Consider the following 20,395-nt stretch of genomic DNA (forward strand, 5'->3'; position numbering starts at 1 on the left):
GAGGGGCGCTGCTTGCAGCTCAGGAACCGCAATGACCAAAGTCGACTTTTACATCCTGCCCAGCGCCGATCCTTCGGCTCGCCTGGACTTTGCCTGCAAGCTCACCGATAAAGCCTGGCGCATGGGCCATCGCATCTACCTCCATTGCAGCGATGCCGCCCAGCGTGATGATCTCGATGCGCGACTGTGGGCGTTCAAGGGCGAAACCTTCGTGCCTCACGGCCCGGCTGAAAGCGAACCGGAAGGACTGATCGTGCTGGGACTGGGCGATGACTGCGGCCAGCACACAGACTTGCTGGTCAACCTCGACCTGAAAGTCCCGGTTTTCGCCAACAAATTCGCCCGGGTGGCGGAGGTGGTGGTGGAAGATCCGGCGATCCGCACTGCGGCGCGGGAGAGTTTCCGTTTCTACCGCGAACAGGGCTATCCTCTGCAAGACCACCGTTTACAGCGACTCTGAGTACGCCGATGGACACTCCAAAACCGCTGCAAAAACCCACGCACCTGCTGGATGACCTCGAGTCGATCCGCCAACTGCTCGGGGATGACAACCTGCAACCGCCACTGCTGACCGACACGGTCGATGATGGCGAACAGGAACAGATTCCGATGTTGTTCGATTCGGTCGACAACACACCGCAAGCCGTTGAGGCTGCACCCGCGCCGGCACCTGCCCCGCAGCCTGCCGCTGCGCCTGTGGATAAAGGCCCCGACGCCCTGCTGCACCTGGACAGCGAACTGCGTGCCGCCGCGCAACTGATCATGCAGGACGTGATTGACGATTTCGCGCCGCACATCGAAACCGAAATCAAACGTCGCCTCGAGGCGCGGATGGAACGGCTTCTCAGCCAATACGAATAATCCCCCAATCTCCTGTGGGAGCTGACCTGCCAGCGATCGCATCACTGCGGTTTTCCTGAAAACCGCGGCGCGTGCATCGCTGGCGAGCCAGCTCCAACATTTAAGTCTCCACCCGGCCCGCCCCGCTCGCCCTGCGCCCCATGCCCCGCTATACTTCCCGGCTTTTCCTGAATAAATGCCAATAGGGTCCCGCCGCGCATGGATAAGACCTACCAGCCGCACGCCATTGAAACTTCCTGGTACAACACCTGGGAGTCCGAGAACTACTTCGCCCCGCAAGGCGCGGGCGACTCCTACACCATCATGATCCCGCCGCCGAACGTCACCGGCAGCCTGCACATGGGTCACGGTTTCAACAACGCGATCATGGACGCCCTGATCCGTTTCCGCCGCATGCAGGGTCGCAACACCCTGTGGCAGCCGGGCACCGACCACGCCGGTATCGCCACGCAGATGCTGGTGGAGCGTCAACTCGAAGCCCAGGGCCAGAATCGCCACGATCTGGGCCGGGAAAAATTCCTCGAGAAAGTCTGGGAGTGGAAGGATCAGTCCGGCGGCAACATCAGCCGTCAGATCCGTCGCCTCGGCTCGTCCGTGGACTGGAGCCGCGAGCGCTTCACCATGGATGACGGCCTCTCGGAAGCCGTTAAAGAAGCGTTCGTGCGCCTGCACGAAGACGGTTTGATCTATCGCGGCAAGCGTCTGGTCAACTGGGACACCAAGCTGCACACGGCGATTTCCGACCTCGAAGTGGAAAACCACGACGAGAAAGGTTTCCTGTGGAACCTGAAATACCCGCTGGCCGACGGCGCGAAAACCGCTGAAGGCAACGATTTCCTGATCGTCGCGACCACCCGTCCGGAAACCATGCTCGGCGACTCCGCCGTCGCGGTGAACCCGAACGACGAGCGCTACAAAGCCCTGATCGGCAAGTTTGTCGAGTTGCCGCTGGTCGGCCGCCGCATCCCGATCATCGCCGACGATTACTGCGATCCTGAATTCGGCACCGGCTGCGTGAAAATCACCCCGGCCCACGATTTCAACGACTACGAAGTCGGCAAGCGCCACAACCTGCCGCTGCTGAACATCTTCGACAAGAACGCCAACGTGCTGCCTGCGGCCCAGGTGTTCAACCTCGACGGCACGCTGAACGACAGCATCGACGGCAAGATTCCGGCCGAATACGCCGGTCTCGAGCGTTTCGAAGCGCGCAAGCAGATCGTTGCCGCATTCGACGCCGCCGGCCTGCTGGTGAGCGTCGACGACCACAACCTGAAAGTACCGAAAGGCGACCGCTCCGGCACCGTCATCGAGCCGTGGCTGACCGACCAGTGGTACGTGTCCACCAAGCCGCTGGCCGAGCCTGCGATTGCTGCCGTTGAAGACGGCCGTATCCAGTTCGTGCCGAAGCAGTACGAAAACATGTACTTCTCGTGGATGCGCGACATCCAGGACTGGTGCATCAGCCGTCAGCTGTGGTGGGGCCACCGGATTCCAGCCTGGTACGACGAGTCGGGCAAGGTCTACGTCGGTCGCGACGAAGCCGAAGTGCGCGCCAAGCACAACCTCGGTCCGGACGTTGCGCTGCAACAGGACAACGACGTTCTCGACACCTGGTTCAGTTCGGGCCTGTGGACGTTCTCCACCCTGGGCTGGCCGGAAAAGACCGAGTTCCTGAAGAAATTCCACTCCACCGACGTGCTGGTCACCGGTTTCGACATCATTTTCTTCTGGGTTGCCCGGATGATCATGCTGACGATGCACCTGATCAAGAACGAGGACGGCACGCCGCAGGTTCCGTTCAAGACCGTTTATGTGCATGGTCTGGTGCGTGATGGCCAAGGCCAGAAGATGTCCAAGTCCAAGGGCAACGTCCTGGACCCGCTGGACATCATCGACGGCATCGAGCTCGAAACCCTGGTGCAGAAACGCACTTCCGGTCTGATGCAGCCGAAACTGGCGAAGAAGATCGAGAAGCAGACCCGCGACGAGTTCGCCGATGGCATCGCCAGCTACGGCACCGACGCCCTGCGCTTCACCTTCTGCTCGCTGGCGTCCACCGGTCGCGACATCAAGTTCGACATGGGCCGCGTCGAAGGCTATCGCAACTTCTGCAACAAGATCTGGAACGCCGCGCGTTATGTTCTGGACAAGGGCGAAGACTGCGGCCAGAACGGCGAAGCCTACGAGCTGTCTCTGGCGGATCGCTGGATCATCTCGCAGCTGCAACGCACCGAAGCCGAAGTGACCCGTCAATTGGATCAGTTCCGTTTCGACCTGGCGGCGCAAGCGCTGTACGAGTTCATCTGGAACCAGTACTGCGACTGGTACCTGGAATTGTCCAAGCCAGTGCTGTGGGACGAAAACGCGCCGGTCGAGCGTCAGCGAGGCACACGCCGCACACTGGTTCGGGTACTGGAAGTGGCGCTGCGCCTGGCGCATCCGTTCATGCCGTTCATCACTGAAGAAATCTGGCAGCGCATCGCGCCGCTGGCCGGCATTCAGGGCAAGACGATCATGCTGCAACCTTGGCCGGTGGCCAACGAAGAGCGCATCGATCCGGCGGCCGAAGACGACATCGAATGGCTCAAGGGTCTGATGCTCGGCACGCGCAACATCCGTGGCGAAATGAACATCGGCCCGGGCAAACCGCTGCCGATCTACCTGAAGAACGTCACCGCTGAAGACCAGCGCCGCCTGACCGAGAACGAAGCGCTGCTGAAGAAGCTGGCGCGTCTGGAATCGATCACCGTGCTGGCGGCCGGCGAAGAAGCACCGCTGTCCGCCACCGCACTGGTTGGCGAGATGGAAGTGCTGGTGCCAATGGCCGGCCTGATCGACAAGAACGCCGAGCTGGCGCGTCTGGACAAGGAAATCCTGCGACTGCAGGGCGAAGTCCAGCGCGTTGGCGGCAAGCTGTCCAATGCCGGTTTCGTTGACAAGGCCCCGGCCGAAGTCATCGAGAAGGAACGCGCCAAACTGGCCGAAGCCGAACAGGCTTTGGCCAAGCTGGCCGAGCAGCACGCGCGGATTGCCAGCCTGTAACGGCAAATCGCACTGAAAAAGGGAGGCCCGCAACGGCCTCCCTTTTTTGTGCCCGGCACTTTTCCGGCCAACAACACGGCTCCCTGTGGGACAATGGCCGCCACTTTCAGCCCTACCCGAATCGACCACGCCCATGAACGCCCCACGCACACCGAAACCTGCGCGCAAGAAGCCTGACTCCGCCACCCCGGCCAAGCCCGTGGCGCCGCGTAAAGAGGCCAGCCTGCACCCGCGCAATCGCCATCAGGGTCGTTACGACTTCCCGGCGCTGATCAAGACCACGCCGGAACTGGCGAAGTTCGTGATCACCAACCCGTACGGCAAGGAAAGCATCGACTTCGCCAGTCCCGATGCAGTGCGTGTGTTCAACCGGGCGTTGCTCAAATCGTTCTACGGCATCCAGCATTGGGACATCCCGGCCGATTATCTGTGCCCGCCGGTGCCGGGCCGCGCCGACTACATCCACTTCCTGGCTGACCTGCTGGCCAGCAACAACGACGGCGTGGTTCCGCGCGGCGCCATCGTCAACGTGCTGGATATCGGCATGGGCGCCAACTGCGTGTACCCGCTGATCGGTAACAGCGAATATCGCTGGCACTTCCTGGGCTCGGAGATCGATCCGACCGCAGTGGCTGCTGCCAGGGCCATCGTCCAGTCCAACGACTTGAACAAGGTCATCCAGCTGCGCCAGCAGGAAAACCGCAAGCACATCCTGATCGGCCTGCTGGAGCCCGGCGAGCGCTTTGACCTGACCATGTGCAACCCGCCGTTCCACGCGTCGATGGAAGAAGCCACCAAGGGCAGCGAGCGTAAATGGCGAGCCCTGGGCAAGGCCGATCCGAAACGCAAACTGCCGGTGCTGAACTTCGGCGGTCAGTCGGCCGAGCTGTGGTGTGAGGGCGGCGAAGCGCGTTTCGTGACGCAACTGATCGCCGAAAGTGCGAATTTTGCGCACAAGGTGTTGTGGTTCAGCACCCTGGTCTCGAAAGCTTCGAACCTGCCTGCCATCGAAACCGCACTGAAAAAGGCCGGCGCGCTGGAAAGCCAGGTGGTGGAAATGTCCCAGGGGCAGAAACAGAGTCGCTTCGTCGCCTGGACCTTCCAGACCAAGTCCGAACAGCAGATCTGGCGGCGCGAACGCTGGGTTCGCAAGTAAGACGTTTCAACCGGGGCGGCGCTTGAGCGCAAAGCAGCCGCCGCCACTGCTGAAACACAATCGGCAGGCACAAAAAAACCGTGCCCGGATCGCTCCGGTGCACGGTTTTTTTATCGCTGCGTCTTACTTGTTCACAGCGTCGGTCAGGCCTTTGGCCACAACCAGCTTGATCACTTTCTTGGCAGGGATTTCGATGGCAGCGCCAGTCGATGGGTTACGGCCAGTGCGGGCAGGACGCTCGGTCACTTTCAGCTTGCCGATACCTGGCAAGGTGATTTCGCCGCCGTTTTCCAGCTGATCGGCAACGATTTGGCCCAGTTGGTCCAGAGCGTTACGCGCGGTGGTTTTCGGCGCGTCGATAGCTTCAGCGATGTCGGCGATCAGTTGGTCTTTAGTAAGAGCCATGTAGTGTTCCTTCCCTATCAAATTCATATGGATTGCAGAGTGCAGTGTCAGCCATCGAGCCCGATCTTCTGGATCTGGCACCCTCGGCGATAACCACGACGAGTCGGGGTTATAGATGCCGAAATCAAGGTTTGGTTCGACCTGACAAAAGCTGAATGCATGCTTGTCGCGGTGACTTCGCACAAGACCGGGCAAAACTAGCACAGAGACAAGGAAATATCCGCCTCTAGCTAGCCAAATGGTCAGGTTTATTGCGCTAAATCGGTAAATAAATGCATAAGGGCCGTCGGGTGACCCGGATTTGCCCTTCACCCCGCGCCAAATCCAGTGGTTGCGGTACACTGAGCGCTTTTTCGGGGGAGCCCGCCCTCCTCCCTTCCACCAGCCGAGAAGCCTATGCCGATCCGTCATTGCATCGTCCATTTGATCGACAAAAAACCCGACGGCACACCCGCAGTCCTGCACGCCCGTGACTCCGAACTGGCTGAGTCCGCAGCCATCGAGAACATGCTCGCCGATCTCAACGAGAGCTATAACGCCAAACAGGGCAAAGCCTGGGGCCTGTTCCATCCGGAGTCCGGTGCGTTCCCGTTCAGCGGCTGGCTGAAGGAGTACATGGAAGGCGGCAAGGACTTCACCGCGTTCAGCAAAGTCGCGGTCGAACACCTGCAAAAGCTGATGGAAGAGTCGAACCTGTCGGTCGGCGGCCATGTGTTGTTCGCCCACTATCAGCAAGGCATGACCGATTACCTGGCCATCGCCCTGCTGCACCACAGCGAAGGCGTGGCGGTGACCGATCAACTGGACGTGACCCCTTCGCGCCACCTCGACCTCGGTCAACTGCACCTGGCGGCGCGGATCAACGTTTCAGAGTGGCAGAACAACAAGCAGTCCAAGCAGTACATCTCGTTCATCAAGGGCAAGAACGGCAAGAAGGTTTCGGAGTACTTCCGCGACTTCATCGGCTGCCAGGAAGGCGTCGATGGCCCGGGCGAAACCCGCACCCTGCTCAAGGCCTTCAGCGACTTCGTCGAGAGCGAAGACCTGCCGGAAGATTCCGCCCGCGAGAAGACCAAGACCCTGGTCGACTACGCCAGCAGCCAGGCCAAGCTTGGCGAACCGATGGGCCTGGAAGAACTCTCGGAGCTGATCGACGAAGAGCGCCCGAAAGCCTTCTACGATCACATCCGCAACAAGGATTACGGCCTGTCGCCGGAGATTCCGGCGGATAAACGCACGCTCAACCAGTTCCGCCGCTTCACCGGTCGTGCTGAGGGCCTGTCGATCAGCTTCGAAGCGCACCTGCTGGGCTCGAAGATCGAATACGACGAAGAAGCCGGCACTCTGGTCATCAAAGGCCTGCCGACCTCGCTCACCGATCAGTTGAAGCGCCGCAACTGATGCTCGGCAATGTGCTGAAAAAGATTCTGCTGGTTCTGCTGGTGGTCGTGGTCTATCAGAACTGGGGCAAGATCGAGCGGGTCTTCAACCCGTCGCAGATGGCGTCCGAGCAAGTCCGCGCCAACGCCCATGTCGTGCTGTACGCCACGGACTGGTGCGGCTACTGCAAGCAGACCAAGCGCTTTCTCGATCAGAAAGGCATTCCGTTCAAGGAATTCGATATCGAGAAGGATGCCGAGGCACGCAAGGTGTACGAAGCGCTGGGCGGGCGCGGGATTCCGCTGATCGACGTCAATGGCACGTTGATTCGCGGGTTTGATCCGGACGAGATTCTCGCTGCACTGAAATGAACGAGGGAGCCAATCGGCTCCCTCAGTTATTTCAGCGTTTCTCGATCCGGAAACCGAAACGCGGGAAGTGCACATGCACCAACCCGCCTCGCTCGTCTTCACGGCGCAGGATTAGCTCCTCGCGACCGGCAAACACCAGCTCACCGGCCACCGGATCTACACCGTAGTCTGTCGCTGCGACCAGCACCTGCTGACCTGCCAAGAACCCGTTCGGATCAGTGAACTCTTCGTCCGGCAACGCCGCCGGCGTCGAGCTGCGCGCGATCTCCAGTGCCTCCTCCGAGCTCATCTCGCTGGCCGCGCCATGGCCGAAGCCGAGCACACGCCCCAGCCACGCCGACACTGCCGGGTAAGCATCCACCAACGGTGCCGTCACGTGCGTGGCCTTGAGGAACCACAGCGGATGGGCCATGGCGAAGTCGGCAATCGACGGCTCGCCGAACAGGAAGTCACCGTCTTCGCGCTGCAACTGTTGCTCCAGACGCGCCATGAGTGTCGGCCAATTGTGCTTGGCCTGCTCCACTGAAAGCTTGGTTGCGCTGCCACCACTGAACAGTCCGGCCCGATCGGCAAGGAACGCCTTGATCGCTTCCGGCGGCAATTTGCCGAAACGCACTGCCACCGATTCCGGCTGGAACACCAGGCTCACCGCGTGCTGGAACACCACCGAATCGGCCCAGGCGGCAAAACTGGCGGCAATCATTTCCTGACCTTCCGGGAAGAACGAAGGCTGAGCCTTCTCCTGCTCGAGGCGGCGGGCGATCAGCGCGGTGTCGCAATAGATGTCGGCGCCGATCTGCAGCACCGGAGTCTTGCGGTAGCCACCTGTCAGGGCGGTCAGGTCCGGTTTCGGCATCACCGGCGAGATGTGCACCGAGCGCCAGGACAGGCCCTTGAAACCCAACAGCAGCCGGGCCTTTTCGGCGAATGGAGAGGTCGGGTAATGATGCAGAATCAACTCGGACATGCTCGGCTCCGCCGCACAGAAAGTGAGCCAGCAGCTTAGCGCGCAATTCGTTCGCAGCCTACGGATCCGGCTGATGGGAACTGATCAGTCAGGTTGATAAGACGCCACCAGACATTCCTTCGCACTCTTCCTGAGCTTCTTGATCAATCGCTCCTGACGCAACGCATCACCCTTGTCGCGACAACGCTCGGTGTAGACCAGCGCCATCGCCGGGCTTGAGAGAAAGAACCGTGCGCCCTTGCCGCTCTGGTGCTTGGCGAAACGGCGCACGGGATCATCGCTGATCCCGCAGTACAGCGAACCGTTGGCGGCGCGTACGAGGTAGACGAACCAGGACTTGCTCACTGGAACGTCGGCATCGAGAGGATTTTCGCTAAGGCTGGTCACGGGACAATTCAGGCGTAAGGAAAACAGGCCGCGATCTTATCAGCGACTCGCCTGAAATGCCTTCAGCCCTTTCAGCGCCTGGGCGCGGACGGCGTTGCGCACCAGCGGCGTCCAGCCAAGGAGCAGGCCCTTGAAGCCCAGCGCCTGGCGCGACCAGCGCCACAGGTCGAAGTAGTCGTGGTGTTCGCAGATCTTGCCGTCACGGAAGACGAAACGTGCCTGGATGTCGTTGATGACGATGTTGCCGGTCTGGCTGAACAGGTACGTCGCTACCCAGTGGGCGCCGCCGCTGCGCTCGTCGGCGCGGACATTGTCGAAGGTCAGGGAGAAGTCCTTGGCGCGGGTAGTGAGCATGCGCCACATGTCGCCGGCATCGCGGCCGCGCAACTCGCCGAAGGCCGGATCGCTGAACACTACGTCGTCGGTGTAGCAGGCGGCCATGGCCTCGGCGTCGAGGCGCTGGAAAGCCTGGTAGAAACGGGTGATCAGGGCGCTGTGGGCTTCTTCACTCATGGGCAATCTCCAGGAAAGGTACAGATTGCCAGCACGATAATCCGCAAACGCCCGAAACACTATCGGCATTCGCATTCCGAATACCGACAGTGTGTGCGGGTCAGACCTTTTCGCTTACGACCTGCACGTACAGCGCGCGACCGGCACCGAGGCCGGCGAGGATTGCCCCGGCACCGATAATGCCGAAGATCCAGCCCACGGCGTTCCAGCCGCCGGTCCAGTCATGCACCACGCCGACCGCGAACGGCCCCATGGATGCGAGGGTGTAGCCGAAGCCCTGGGACATGCTCGACAGGTTCGCCGCGACATGGGAATCCCGTGAGCGAAGCACGATCAGGGTCAGCGCCAGGCTGAACGTACCGCCCTGCCCCAGGCCCAGCAGGATCGCCCAGCCCCACAACCCTTCGATCGGCGCGTAGAGGCAACCGAACAGGCCGCCGAGGGTCAGCGCCATCACCACCACGATCGCCAGCCGCTGATCCTTGCCGCGCGTGGCCAGCCACGGGGCCGCCAGGGAGCTGGCGAGCTGGATGATCACCGAACCGGACAGCACCAGGCCGGCCTGGGTCGGCGTCAGCCCGCGACCGATAAGGATCGACGGCAACCAGCCGAACACGATGTAGGCCAGCGACGATTGCAGGCCCATGTACAAGGTGACCTGCCAGGCCAGCGGATCACGCAACAGACCACGCACTCGATAAGCGACATTGTGCGCGCCGTGCTTCTGGCCGATTTGCGGCAGCCAGAACACTGCCGCCACCAGCGCCGGAATCACCCAGAAACCCAGGCCCATGGCCCAGCTGTGGTCGAAGTGCTCGCTCAGCGGCACGCTGGAGCCCGCCGCCATCGCCGCGCCCAGACACAGAGCCATGGTGTAGACACCGGTCATGGTGCCGGCATGCTTGGCGAAGTCACGCTTGACGATGCCCGGCAGCAACACGCCGATGATGCCGATGCTCGCGCCGCCCAGCACGCTGCCGGCGAACAGACCGATTTCACCGAAATTGCTGCGCAGGATGATGCCGCCGGCCAGTGTCAGAAGAATTCCCAAGACCACCCGCTCGGCACCGAAACGCCGCGCAAGTATCGGGGCCAGCGGAGCGAACAGACCGAGGCAAAGCACCGGCAACGTCGTCAGCAATCCTGCCTGAGCAGCTGACAAGCCAAGGCTTTTCGACACCTCACTGAGCAACGGCGCCATGCTCGACAGCGCCGGACGAAGGTTCAACGCCACCAGAATCAGCCCCAGCAGCAACAGCCACGGACGCCGTACCAGCGGATGGCTTTGCTGCACCTGCTCGTCATCGGCTTCGGCGTCGATCAACAACTCTTCGAGCTCGGCCTTGCGAACGGGTGCTGGGGAAACTTCTGGGCGGGACATGGTTTTCTCGGTTTCAAGGTTCATTGATCAACTGCCTCGACAGGGCTTTGGCCCGCTCCGGATCGCGCTGCTCGACGGCCTCAAGCAAGGCGACGTGCAAATCGAAGACTTCCTGTCGACGGGGGACGATGTTCAGGGTCTGGCGCAATTGCGCGCCAACGATGCTGGAAAAATAGCGATACAGCTCGCTGAGGGTCGGGTTGTGCGCGGCATCCACCAGACGGCGGTGGAAGACCAGATCGCAGCGGATATAACTGTCGAGGTCGCCGTGGTAGTGGCTGCCGGCGACACCCAGCGCCTCGCGCAACGCGACGAGGTCTTCATCGGTCCGGCGCAAGGCCGCCAGGCCGATGGCCTCGACTTCAAGGATGTGCCGGGTTTCCCGGGCCTGGTCCAGCGAGCATTTGGACAGCGCCTTGAGCGTGTCCATCGGATCGACCACCGCCCGCAGGTAACTGCCGTCGCCTTGACGGATTTCGATCAAACCGGAAAACGCCAACACCCGCATCGCCTCGCGCACGGTGTTGCGGCTGATGCCGAGTTCGGCGCACAGCTCGGGCTCGGTCGGCAAACGCTGACCGACCTGCCACGTGCCGTCGGTGATGCGCTGGCGCAATTGATCCAGGGCCTGATCGACCAGGGATCGTTTTATCAATAATGAGTTTTCTGACATGGAATTCGCCCTGTCATCCAATCATGGGATGAATTTGCTGACAGGTTAGTCAGATTGTTCAGCCGGGGCAACCGACAAAATCCGGGCAAAAATAAACCCGGAACTCAGTCCGGGTTTATTTCAACGCCCGATCAGGATCAATGCAGGATCTGACTCAGGAACAGCTTCGTCCGATCATTCTGCGGATTGTCGAAGAAGTCGTTCGGCGCCGCCTGTTCAACGATTTCGCCCTTGTCCATGAAGATCACGCGGTTGGCCACGGTGCGGGCGAAGCCCATTTCGTGGGTCACGCAGAGCATGGTCATGCCGTCTTCGGCCAGGCCGATCATGGTGTCGAGTACCTCTTTCACCATCTCCGGGTCGAGTGCCGAGGTCGGTTCGTCGAACAGCATGATTTTCGGTTTCATGCACAGCGCGCGGGCGATCGCCACACGCTGCTGCTGACCGCCGGACAATTGCCCCGGGTACTTGTGCGCCTGCTCCGGAATGCGTACGCGTTCCAGGTAATGCATGGCGATTTCCTCGGCCTTGCGCTTGGGCATCTTGCGCACCCACATCGGCGCCAGGGTGCAGTTCTGCAGGATGGTCAGGTGCGGAAACAGGTTGAAGTGCTGGAACACCATGCCGACTTCACGGCGGATCGCTTCGATCTGCTTGAGGTCGTTGGTCAGTTCCACGCCATCGACCACGATGCGGCCCTGCTGGTGCTCTTCCAGACGGTTGAGGCAGCGGATGGTGGTGGACTTGCCGGAACCCGACGGGCCGCACAGCACGATACGCTCGCCCTGACGCACGTTGAGGTTGATGTCTTTCAGCACGTGGAACTGGCCGTACCACTTGTTCACGCCCTGCATCTGAATGATGCCTTCAGGGCCCACTGGCTTTTTGATTGCTTCGCTCATCGAAAAAACTCCTAACGCTTGTGGCCAGTGTCGAGCTTGCGTTCCAGGTGCATGGAATAGCGCGACATGCCAAAACAGAAAATCCAGAACACCAGGGCGGCGAACACGTAGCCTTCGGTGGCCATGCCCAGCCATTTCGGATCGGCAGCGGCTTGCTTGACGCTGTTGAGCAGGTCAAAGAGGCCGATGATGATCACCAGGCTGGTGTCCTTGAACAGCGCGATGAAGGTGTTGACGATGCCGGGAATCACCAGCTTCAGGGCTTGCGGCAAAATCACCAGGCCCATGGCGCGCCAGTAACCGAGGCCCATCGCGGCCGCGGCTTCGTACTGACCTTTGGGGATCGCTTGCAGACCGCCGCGCACCACCTCGGCGACGTACGCCGACTGGAACAGGATCACGCCGATCAGCGCCCGCAGCAGCTTGTCGAAGTTCATACCTTCGGGCAGGAACAGCGGCAGCATCACCGAGGACATGAACAGCACCGTGATCAACGGCACGCCGCGCCAGAACTCGATGAAGGTCACGCAGACCACTCGGATCGCCGGCATGTTCGAGCGCCGGCCCAGCGCCAGGACAATCCCCAGCGGCAACGCACCGGCGATGCCGACAGTCGCGATCACCAGGGTCAGCATCAGACCGCCCCACTGGCTGGTCGCCACGGTGTCGAGGCCGAAGACGCCGCCATGCAGCAGGCACCAGGCAACGATCGGGTAGACCACCAGGAAGCTCAGGCCGTATACCGCCTTGTGCGCCACGCGCTTGATGAACAGCGGTGCCACGCCGATGACCGCCAGCCACACGGTCAGGTCCACGCGCCAGCGCAGTTCAGGCGGGTAGTAGCCGTACATGAACTGGCCGAAACGCTGCTGGATGAAGACCCAGCAGGCGCCGTCCTTGGTGCAGTCGGCGCGGGTGGTGCCGACCCAGTTGGCATCGAGGATCGCCCAGCTGAGGATCGGCGGAATCACCAGGTAGATCAGGTAGAACGCGAACAGGGTCAGCAGGGTGTTGAGCCAGCTGGAGAACATGTTCGCGCGGATCCACGCCATCGGGCCGAAGACCTTGGCCGGCGGTGGCATGTCGGGTTTGAAAGTATGAGTACTCATGCGCTATTCCTTACCGCTCGATCAGCGCGATGCGCTTGTTGTACCAGTTCATCAGCAGGGAAATGCTGATACTGATCGCCAGGTACACGCTCATGGTGATGGCAATGACTTCGATCGCCTGACCGGTCTGGTTCAGCACGGTGCCGGCGAACAGCGAAACCATTTCCGGATAACCGATACCGGCCGCCAGCGAGGAGTTCTTCGCCAGGTTCAGGTATTGGCTGGTCAGCGGCGGGATGATGACCCGCAGCGCTTGCGGAATGATCACCTTGCGCAGGGTCGGGCCGTTGCGCAGGCCGAGCGAATGCGCCGCCTCGGTCTGGCCATGGCTGACCGACTTGATGCCCGAACGCACGATCTCGGCGATGAACGCTGCGGTGTACACCGTCAACGCCAGGGTCAAGGCCAGCAATTCCGGAATCAGCACCCAGCCACCGACGAAGTTGAAGCCTTGCAGCTTCGGCATTTCCCAGTGCACGGGGGCACCGAAGATCAGCGCGCACAGCGCCGGGATCACCAGGAACAGCGCCAGGCCGGCCCAGAACTTGTGGAACGGCTCGCCGGTGGCTTCAAAGCGCTTGTTGGCCCAGCGGCTCATCAGCACGATGGCGACGATGGCCACCACGATGCTGACCACGAACGCCCAGAAGCCGTCGGCCATTTGCGCGGCCGGCATGTTCAGGCCACGGCTGCTGACGAAGAAGGTATCGCCGAAGTTGTGGCTGTTGCGCGGCCCCGGCATGGTCAGGAACACCGCGAAGTACCAGAACAGGATCTGCAGCAGTGGCGGGATGTTACGGAAAACCTCCACGTACACCGTTGCCAGTTTGGAAATGATCCAGTTCTTCGACAGGCGCGCGACGCCGACGATGAAGCCGAGGATCGTGGCCAGGATCACACCGATGAACGTCACCAGCAGCGTGTTGAGCAGGCCGATGACAAACACCCGGGCATAACTGTCCGCTTCGGTGTAGGAGATCAGGTGTTGAGCGATGCCGAACCCGGCACTGCGCTCCAGAAAGTCGAACCCCGAAGTGATACCCCGGTGTTGCAGGTTGGTCTGGGTGTTATCGAACAGATACCAGCCCAGGGAGACCACCGCCACGATGGTGATGATCTGAAATACCCACGCACGCACTCGTGGATCGCTGAGGCTGAGCCTCTGCTTTGGTGCGCCGATTGAATTTTGCATGAAGTGCCCCGGAAATAATGGAACAGAACGTCACCCGGCAGTTGGCCTGCCGGGTGACAGAACCATCAGCGCACTGGTGGTGCGTATTGAATGCCGCCGTTGTTCCACAGCGCGTTCAGGCCGCGGTCGATTTCCAGCGGAGTGCTCTTGCCGAGGTTTTTCTCGAAGATTTCGCCGTAGTTGCCGACTTGCTTGACGATCTGTACGACCCAGTCCTTCGGCAGTTTCAGGTCTTTGCCGTATTCGCCGTCTGCGCCGAGCATACGAGCGACATCCGGGTTCTTGGTCGCTTTGGCTTCCGCTTCGACGTTCTTCGAAGAGATGCCCGCTTCTTCGGTGTTCAGCAGCGCGTAGCCAACCCAACGCACGATGGCCAGCCACTCGTCGTCGCCGTTACGCACGACCGGGCCCAGTGGTTCCTTGGAAATGGTTTCCGGCAGAACCACGTAGTCCTTCGGCGAAGCCAGCTTGCTGCGCTGGGCGAACAGCTGGGACTTGTCGGAGGTCAGCACGTCGCAACGACCGGATTCCAGCGACTTGGCGCTTTCATCGGAGGTGTCGAAAGTGATCGGGGTGTATTTCAGACCGTTGCCGCGGAAGTAGTCGGAAACGTTCAGCTCGGTGGTGGTACCGGCCTGGATGCAGATGGTTGCACCGTCCAGCTCTTTGGCACTCTTCACGCCCAGCTTGTTGTTTACCAGGAAGCCGATACCGTCGTAGTAGGTAATGAAGCCCGGGAATTTCAGCCCCATGCCCGCGTCACGGGAGCTGGTCATGGTGGTGTTGCGCGACAGGATGTCGATCTCGCCCGACTGCAGCGCGGTGAAACGCTCCTTGGCGTTCAACTGACTGAACTTGACCTTGGTCGCGTCGCCGAACACGGCAGCCGCCACAGCGCGGCAGACGTCAGCATCGATACCCACGATCTTGCCGGTGGAATCCGGAACCGAGAAGCCTGGCAAGCCATCACTGACGCCGCACTGCACGAATCCTTTCTTCTTCACTGCATCCAGGGTTGCACCCGCCTGAGCGAACCCGCTGACACCCAGTACTGCAGCAGCAGTCACGATCGCCAGAGTGGATTTCAACATCTTCATTCAAACCTCCAGTTTTGCTCTTGTTGTGTCGGAGCTTGAGTCCAGTCGCACCCTTTTGAGGCGTTGTTGACCCGTGTTGGCTTTTTTTGGGGTCAACCGACGCAGGACCTTCGCTATGAGTCTAGTAGGAGACAATCCACATCATGGACAACTCACTTCTCACCAGTCGGCCGAACGGGCGGTAGCCCTTTCACGTTCGCTAAGCCCGTTGCGGCCATTGGCGAACATCCATCACCGGATTCTTTGCTATCCCGTCGCCAGGCGTTCACTGATAGTGTTACCGCCAGGCGCGAGATCGATTGCACGACTACCTCATAGCAAAGCCCGTACCACACCGGCTGCTGAAGCGATTGAGTGACAGGTCAATAGCAAAACTTGCAGCCTTGCGACATCTTCTTAACGGATCAACCGGGCGCGCACGCAAATCACGCACTCAATGAGAGCGCCCGCACACAATTGGAGCAGCCATGACCGAGCCCTTGATTCTTCAGCCTGTTAAGCCCGCAGACGCCTGCGTGATCTGGCTGCACGGCCTCGGCGCCGACCGCTACGACTTTCTGCCGGTGGCCGAAGCGCTTCAGGAAAGCCTGCTGAGCACGCGTTTCGTCCTGCCCCAGGCGCCGACCCGTCCGGTGACGATAAATGGCGGTTATGCCATGCCGAGCTGGTACGACATCAAGGCGATGAGCCCGGCCCGGGCGATCGACCGCGATGAGCTGGAAGCGTCTGCCGACCGCATCATCGAATTGATCGAAGAACAGCGAAGCAGCGGAATAGACGCCTCGCGAATTTTCCTCGCCGGGTTCTCCCAGGGTGGCGCTGTGGTCTATCACACCGCGTTTCTGAAATGGCAGGGGCCGTTGGGCGGGGTGCTGGCATTATCGACATACGCGCCGACGTTCAGCGATGAACTGGAGTTGTCCGCCAGCCAGCAGCGGATTCCGGTGCTGTCGCTGCACGGCCAGTTCGACAACGTGGTGCAGAACTCGATGGGACGCACGGCTTATGAGTATCTCAAGGCCCATGGTGTCACCGTGACATGGCAGGAATACCCAATGGAGCACGAAGTGTTACCCGAAGAAATTCGCGACATCGGCACATGGTTGAGCGAACGCCTGCGCTGACAATTGCGACAGGGGTCGCCCTTTGATCATCCCACTACGCCGCGCCCGTTTCTTGCATTACACTGGCCGGCGTACATTCCTTAACCAATTGATGAGATGACCGTGCTCAAAGCACTCAAGAAAATGTTCGGTAAAAGCGAGGCTGAGCAGCTCGCGCCAGTCCCCACTGCGCCGTCGCACGCCCCCGGTCATCGCAGCGATGCCAGCCAGGCCGACCGCCAGACGCCCGCCACGACGCCCAAACGCGAACCGAAACCCGCTCCAGCTGCCGTGCCCGCCACCGAGCCAGCCCGCAGCGAAGCACCAAAACCGGCCAGACCACGTCGCGAACCCAAGCCCAAGGCGCCGGTGATTCCCTGGAAACTCGAAGACTTCGTCGTCGAGCCGCAGGAAGGCAAGACCCGCTTCCACGATTTCAAACTCGCCCCGGAACTGATGCACGCCATCCACGACCTGGGTTTCCCGTATTGCACGCCGATCCAGGCTCAGGTGCTGGGTTACACCCTCGCCGGCAAAGACGCCATCGGCCGCGCCCAGACCGGCACCGGCAAGACCGCCGCGTTCCTGATCTCGATCATCACCCAGCTGTTGCAGACCCCGCCGCCGAAAGAGCGCTACATGGGCGAGCCACGGGCGCTGATCATCGCGCCGACCCGCGAGCTGGTGGTGCAGATCGCCAAGGACGCCGCCGACCTGACCAAGTACACCGGCCTCAACGTCATGACGTTCGTCGGCGGCATGGATTTCGACAAGCAGCTCAAGCACCTCGAAGCGCGCCATTGCGACATCCTCGTCGCGACCCCGGGCCGCCTGCTCGACTTCAACCAGCGCGGTGACGTACATCTGGACATGGTCGAAGTGATGGTGCTCGACGAAGCCGACCGCATGCTCGACATGGGCTTCATCCCGCAGGTTCGTCAGATCATTCGCCAGACCCCGCCGAAAAGCGAACGTCAGACCCTGCTGTTCTCCGCGACCTTCACCGATGACGTGATGAACCTCGCCAAGCAGTGGACCACCGATCCTGCGATCGTCGAAATCGAGGTCACCAACGTGGCCAACGAAAACGTCGAACAGCACATCTACGCGGTGGCCGGTGCCGACAAATACAAACTGCTCTTCAACCTGGTCAACGACAACGGCTGGGAGCGGGTGATCGTGTTCGCCAACCGCAAGGACGAAGTGCGCCGCATCGAGGAACGCCTGGTGCGTGACGGCATCAACGCCGCGCAGCTGTCCGGCGACGTGCCGCAGCACAAGCGGATCAAGACGCTCGAAGGCTTCCGCGAAGGCAAGATCCGGGTACTGGTCGCCACCGACGTGGCCGGTCGCGGCATCCACATCGACGGCATCAGCCACGTGATCAACTTCACCCTGCCGGAAGTCCCGGACGACTACGTGCACCGTATCGGCCGTACCGGTCGTGCTGGCGCCGACGGTGTGTCGATCAGCTTTGCCGGTGAAGACGACTCCTATCAGTTGCCGTCCATCGAAGAAAAACTCGGTCGCAAGATCAGCTGTGAAACGCCGCCGACCCATCTGTTGCGGGCGGTTGAGCGCAAGCGTCCACAGTAAGCGACGCCATAAAGAGAAGCGCAGCCGGCAACGGACTGCGCTTTTTTTTCACCCGGATATTGTTCAACAAAACTAAAAGTCCATAATGGACAAATTAGTTTAGAAACTGTCTCCGGAGTCTGACATGTCCAGTACGCCTTACGTGATCGACCAAACCCAGGCCCGCGAGCTGTTGGCCCGGATCGATGTGCCGCAGATCCTGCGCAAGCTGTTCCGCGATCTGGCGGCCGGGCATGCGGTGCAACCGGCGCAGCAACTGGTGGAATTCCCTCAGGGTGCCGGGGACTTCATCAACTATCTGGGCGTGCTGGCGGAAGACGGCGTGTACGGGGTCAAGACTTCGCCTTACATCGTTCGCGAACAAGGCCCGCTGGTGACCGCGTGGACACTGCTGATGTCGATGCAGACCGGTCAACCGCTGCTGCTCTGCGATGCCGGCGAACTGACGACTGCCCGCACAGCTGCGACCACCGCCGTGGCGGTCGATGCCCTCGCCCCGTTAAAGGCCGCGCGCTTGGCAATCATTGGTAGTGGCAAGGTCGCCCAGGCGCACCTGCATTACGTCAAAGCGTTGCGCAACTGGCAGAGCATCAGTGTGTACTCGCCGACCTTGAGCGAAGACCCGGCCACCGCCCGCCAACTGCAAGCCCTCGATCCACGGGTGAACATCGCCGACAGCCGCGAAACCGCCATCGCCGAAGCCGACGTGATCATGCTCTGCACCTCGTCCGCAGGCCCCGTGATCGACCCGGCAACCTTGAGCAAACCGGCGCTGATCACCTCGATCAGCACCAACGCACCGCGCGCCCACGAAGTGCCGCCGCAAAGCCTCAACGACATGCAGGTGTTCTGCGACTATCGTCTGACCACCCCGGGCTCGGCCGGCGAGATGCTGATCGCCCGCGAACAACATGGCTGGGACAACAACGCGATCCTCGGTGACCTGGCGGATCTGCTCAGCGAAAAAGTGCAGCGTCCCGATTACAACCGTCACGTGTTTTTCCGCTCCATCGGTCTGGGCCTGGAAGACATCGCCCTGGCCAACGCCGTCTATCAATTGCAGCGCTGACACCGGAGATTTTCATGAGTCATGCAGATTTCATCATCATCGGCGGCGGGATTGCCGGCGCGTCCACCGGTTTCTGGCTGTCGCAGCACGGCAAGGTCGTGGTGCTGGAGCGCGAGTCGCACCCGGCCTATCACTCCACCGGGCGTTCGGCTGCGCTGTTCACCGCTGCTTACGGCACTGCGCAGGTCCGGGCGCTGACCCTGGCCAGCCGCGAATTCTTCGACCATCCGCCCAGCGGCTTCTGCGAGCACCCGCTGCTGACCCCGCGCGGGGAAATGACCGTGGACTTCACCGGCGACGTCGCCGAGCTGAACAATCAATACCTCAGCGCCAAAGCCACGGTGCCGGAGATGCAGTTGCTCAGCGCGGATGAAGCCTGCGCGCGGCTGCCGATCCTGCGCCGGGAAAAAGTCCATGGCGCGATCTACGACCCGACCGCCAGCGACATCGACACCGACGCCCTGCATCAGGGTTATCTGCGCGGCATCCGTCGCAACAACGGCCAGGTGCAGACCGATTGCGAAGTGCTCGGACTGAGCCGGGACGCCGACGGCATCTGGCACGTGCAGACCAACGGCCAGACCTTCAGCGCGCCCATCGTGATCAACGCAGCAGGCGCCTGGGCCGACAAGATCGGTGCCCTCGCCGGCGCCAAGCCGCTGGGCCTGCAACCGAAACGCCGCGCGGCGTTCATCTTCGCCGGCCCGGAAGGCGTGGACATTCATCACTGGCCGATGCTGGTCAGCCTCGACGAATCCTTCTACATGAAGCCCGACGCCGGTATGTTCCTCGGCTCACCGGCCAACGCCGACCCGGTCGAACCCCACGACGTGCAGCCGGAAGAACTGGACATCGCCATGGGCATTTACCAGATCGAGGAAGCGACGACCCTGACCATCCGCCGCCCGACCCGCACCTGGGCCGGCCTGCGCAGTTTCGTCACCGATGGCGATTTGCTGTCCGGCTTCGATCCTCAGGTGCCGGGGCTGTTCTGGGTCGCGGCCCAGGGTGGCTACGGCATCCAGACTTCGCCGGCGATGGGCATGGCCAGCGCGGCACTGGTACGTGGCGAATCGTTGCCCGACCATCTCAAGCAATTCGGCCTGACCGCCGCCATGCTCGCCCCTGCCCGCCTGGCCTGACCGTCCGCCCGGATGACGCGCCCGACGGATTGCGGCACACTCGCAA

20 protein-coding genes are annotated in these 20,395 nt (G+C 61.4%); 10 read left to right on the top strand and 10 right to left on the bottom strand.

Annotation, left to right across the window (positions count from 1 at the left end):
- Nucleotides 1-31 precede the first annotated feature (31 nt).
- The 4 genes from AC07XZ_RS17110 to rlmF all read left to right on the top strand — a co-directional run bounded on the left by AC07XZ_RS17110 (nucleotide 32) and on the right by rlmF (nucleotide 5,062).
- Nucleotides 32-460, top strand: a complete 429-nt coding sequence (locus AC07XZ_RS17110; RefSeq protein ID WP_102686922.1) for a DNA polymerase III subunit chi — start codon at nucleotides 32-34, stop codon at nucleotides 458-460.
- An 8-nt stretch (nucleotides 461-468) separates the two neighbouring features.
- The gene (locus tag AC07XZ_RS17115) at nucleotides 469-861 is read left to right on the top strand and encodes a DNA polymerase III subunit chi (RefSeq protein WP_102686921.1); all 393 of its coding nucleotides are present in this window, start codon (nucleotides 469-471) and stop codon (nucleotides 859-861) included.
- A gap of 198 nt (nucleotides 862-1,059) precedes the next feature.
- On the top strand, nucleotides 1,060-3,906 hold the full coding sequence (locus AC07XZ_RS17120) for a valine--tRNA ligase (RefSeq protein WP_102686920.1): 2,847 nt from the start codon (nucleotides 1,060-1,062) through the stop codon (nucleotides 3,904-3,906).
- 133 nt (nucleotides 3,907-4,039) lie between these two features.
- The gene (gene rlmF, locus AC07XZ_RS17125; protein WP_085747006.1) at nucleotides 4,040-5,062 is read left to right on the top strand and encodes a 23S rRNA (adenine(1618)-N(6))-methyltransferase RlmF; all 1,023 of its coding nucleotides are present in this window, start codon (nucleotides 4,040-4,042) and stop codon (nucleotides 5,060-5,062) included.
- A gap of 123 nt (nucleotides 5,063-5,185) precedes the next feature.
- Here the strand turns inward: rlmF and AC07XZ_RS17130 are convergent, their stop codons facing one another.
- Nucleotides 5,186-5,467 carry an HU family DNA-binding protein gene (locus AC07XZ_RS17130; protein WP_003221909.1) on the bottom strand — a complete coding sequence of 94 codons (282 nt, stop codon included), beginning with the start codon at nucleotides 5,465-5,467 and terminating at the stop codon, nucleotides 5,186-5,188.
- Nucleotides 5,468-5,863: 396 nt separating this feature from the next.
- Between AC07XZ_RS17130 and yejK the strand changes: the two genes are divergently transcribed.
- Together yejK and AC07XZ_RS17140 are read left to right on the top strand one after the other, a co-directional pair.
- Entirely contained in the window at nucleotides 5,864-6,868 is a 1,005-nt protein-coding gene (gene yejK / locus AC07XZ_RS17135; protein ID WP_007957356.1) for a nucleoid-associated protein YejK, read from the top strand.
- Nucleotides 6,868-7,218, top strand: a complete 351-nt coding sequence (locus AC07XZ_RS17140; RefSeq protein WP_102686919.1) for a glutaredoxin family protein — start codon at nucleotides 6,868-6,870, stop codon at nucleotides 7,216-7,218. The genes yejK and AC07XZ_RS17140 overlap by 1 nt, the downstream gene beginning before the upstream one ends.
- A 31-nt stretch (nucleotides 7,219-7,249) precedes the next feature.
- On the opposite strand, the gene AC07XZ_RS17145 is transcribed toward AC07XZ_RS17140, so the two are convergent.
- The 9 genes from AC07XZ_RS17145 to AC07XZ_RS17185 form a co-directional block, all read right to left on the bottom strand.
- The gene (locus AC07XZ_RS17145) at nucleotides 7,250-8,185 is read right to left on the bottom strand and encodes a glutathione S-transferase family protein (protein WP_102686918.1); all 936 of its coding nucleotides are present in this window, start codon (nucleotides 8,183-8,185) and stop codon (nucleotides 7,250-7,252) included.
- 84 nt (nucleotides 8,186-8,269) lie between these two features.
- Complete coding sequence (locus tag AC07XZ_RS17150) at nucleotides 8,270-8,572, bottom strand: GIY-YIG nuclease family protein (protein ID WP_102686917.1); 303 nt, start codon at nucleotides 8,570-8,572, stop codon at nucleotides 8,270-8,272.
- A 39-nt stretch (nucleotides 8,573-8,611) separates the two neighbouring features.
- A complete protein-coding gene (locus AC07XZ_RS17155) occupies nucleotides 8,612-9,085 on the bottom strand; it encodes a nuclear transport factor 2 family protein (RefSeq protein ID WP_085747002.1) in 474 nt (157 codons plus the stop codon).
- A 100-nt stretch (nucleotides 9,086-9,185) separates the two neighbouring features.
- A complete protein-coding gene (locus tag AC07XZ_RS17160) occupies nucleotides 9,186-10,490 on the bottom strand; it encodes a CynX/NimT family MFS transporter (RefSeq protein ID WP_102686916.1) in 1,305 nt (434 codons plus the stop codon).
- Entirely contained in the window at nucleotides 10,480-11,139 is a 660-nt protein-coding gene (locus AC07XZ_RS17165; protein ID WP_085747000.1) for a FadR/GntR family transcriptional regulator, read from the bottom strand. The genes AC07XZ_RS17160 and AC07XZ_RS17165 overlap by 11 nt, the downstream gene beginning before the upstream one ends.
- 137 nt (nucleotides 11,140-11,276) lie before the next feature.
- Complete coding sequence (locus tag AC07XZ_RS17170; protein ID WP_007957337.1) at nucleotides 11,277-12,041, bottom strand: amino acid ABC transporter ATP-binding protein; 765 nt, start codon at nucleotides 12,039-12,041, stop codon at nucleotides 11,277-11,279.
- Between the two features lie 11 nt (nucleotides 12,042-12,052).
- A complete protein-coding gene (locus AC07XZ_RS17175; protein ID WP_102686915.1) occupies nucleotides 12,053-13,150 on the bottom strand; it encodes an amino acid ABC transporter permease in 1,098 nt (365 codons plus the stop codon).
- A 10-nt stretch (nucleotides 13,151-13,160) separates the two neighbouring features.
- Complete coding sequence (locus tag AC07XZ_RS17180) at nucleotides 13,161-14,342, bottom strand: amino acid ABC transporter permease (protein WP_011332572.1); 1,182 nt, start codon at nucleotides 14,340-14,342, stop codon at nucleotides 13,161-13,163.
- 65 nt (nucleotides 14,343-14,407) lie between these two features.
- Nucleotides 14,408-15,439, bottom strand: coding sequence for an amino acid ABC transporter substrate-binding protein (locus AC07XZ_RS17185; protein WP_007957332.1), 1,032 nt, complete (start codon nucleotides 15,437-15,439; stop codon nucleotides 14,408-14,410).
- Between the two features lie 467 nt (nucleotides 15,440-15,906).
- On the opposite strand from AC07XZ_RS17185, the gene AC07XZ_RS17190 reads away from it, so the two are divergent.
- The 4 genes from AC07XZ_RS17190 to AC07XZ_RS17205 all read left to right on the top strand — a co-directional run bounded on the left by AC07XZ_RS17190 (nucleotide 15,907) and on the right by AC07XZ_RS17205 (nucleotide 20,349).
- Nucleotides 15,907-16,563, top strand: a complete 657-nt coding sequence (locus AC07XZ_RS17190) for an alpha/beta hydrolase (protein WP_085690612.1) — start codon at nucleotides 15,907-15,909, stop codon at nucleotides 16,561-16,563.
- 96 nt (nucleotides 16,564-16,659) lie between these two features.
- A complete protein-coding gene (gene rhlB, locus AC07XZ_RS17195; RefSeq protein ID WP_085746996.1) occupies nucleotides 16,660-18,138 on the top strand; it encodes an ATP-dependent RNA helicase RhlB in 1,479 nt (492 codons plus the stop codon).
- 124 nt (nucleotides 18,139-18,262) lie between these two features.
- Nucleotides 18,263-19,207 carry an ornithine cyclodeaminase family protein gene (locus AC07XZ_RS17200; RefSeq protein WP_102686914.1) on the top strand — a complete coding sequence of 315 codons (945 nt, stop codon included), beginning with the start codon at nucleotides 18,263-18,265 and terminating at the stop codon, nucleotides 19,205-19,207.
- Between the two features lie 14 nt (nucleotides 19,208-19,221).
- The gene (locus AC07XZ_RS17205) at nucleotides 19,222-20,349 is read left to right on the top strand and encodes an NAD(P)/FAD-dependent oxidoreductase (RefSeq protein WP_085746994.1); all 1,128 of its coding nucleotides are present in this window, start codon (nucleotides 19,222-19,224) and stop codon (nucleotides 20,347-20,349) included.
- Nucleotides 20,350-20,395: the final 46 nt, after the last annotated feature.

Source organism: Pseudomonas sp. GW458-11-26-14-LB4 (assembly GCF_059423925.1).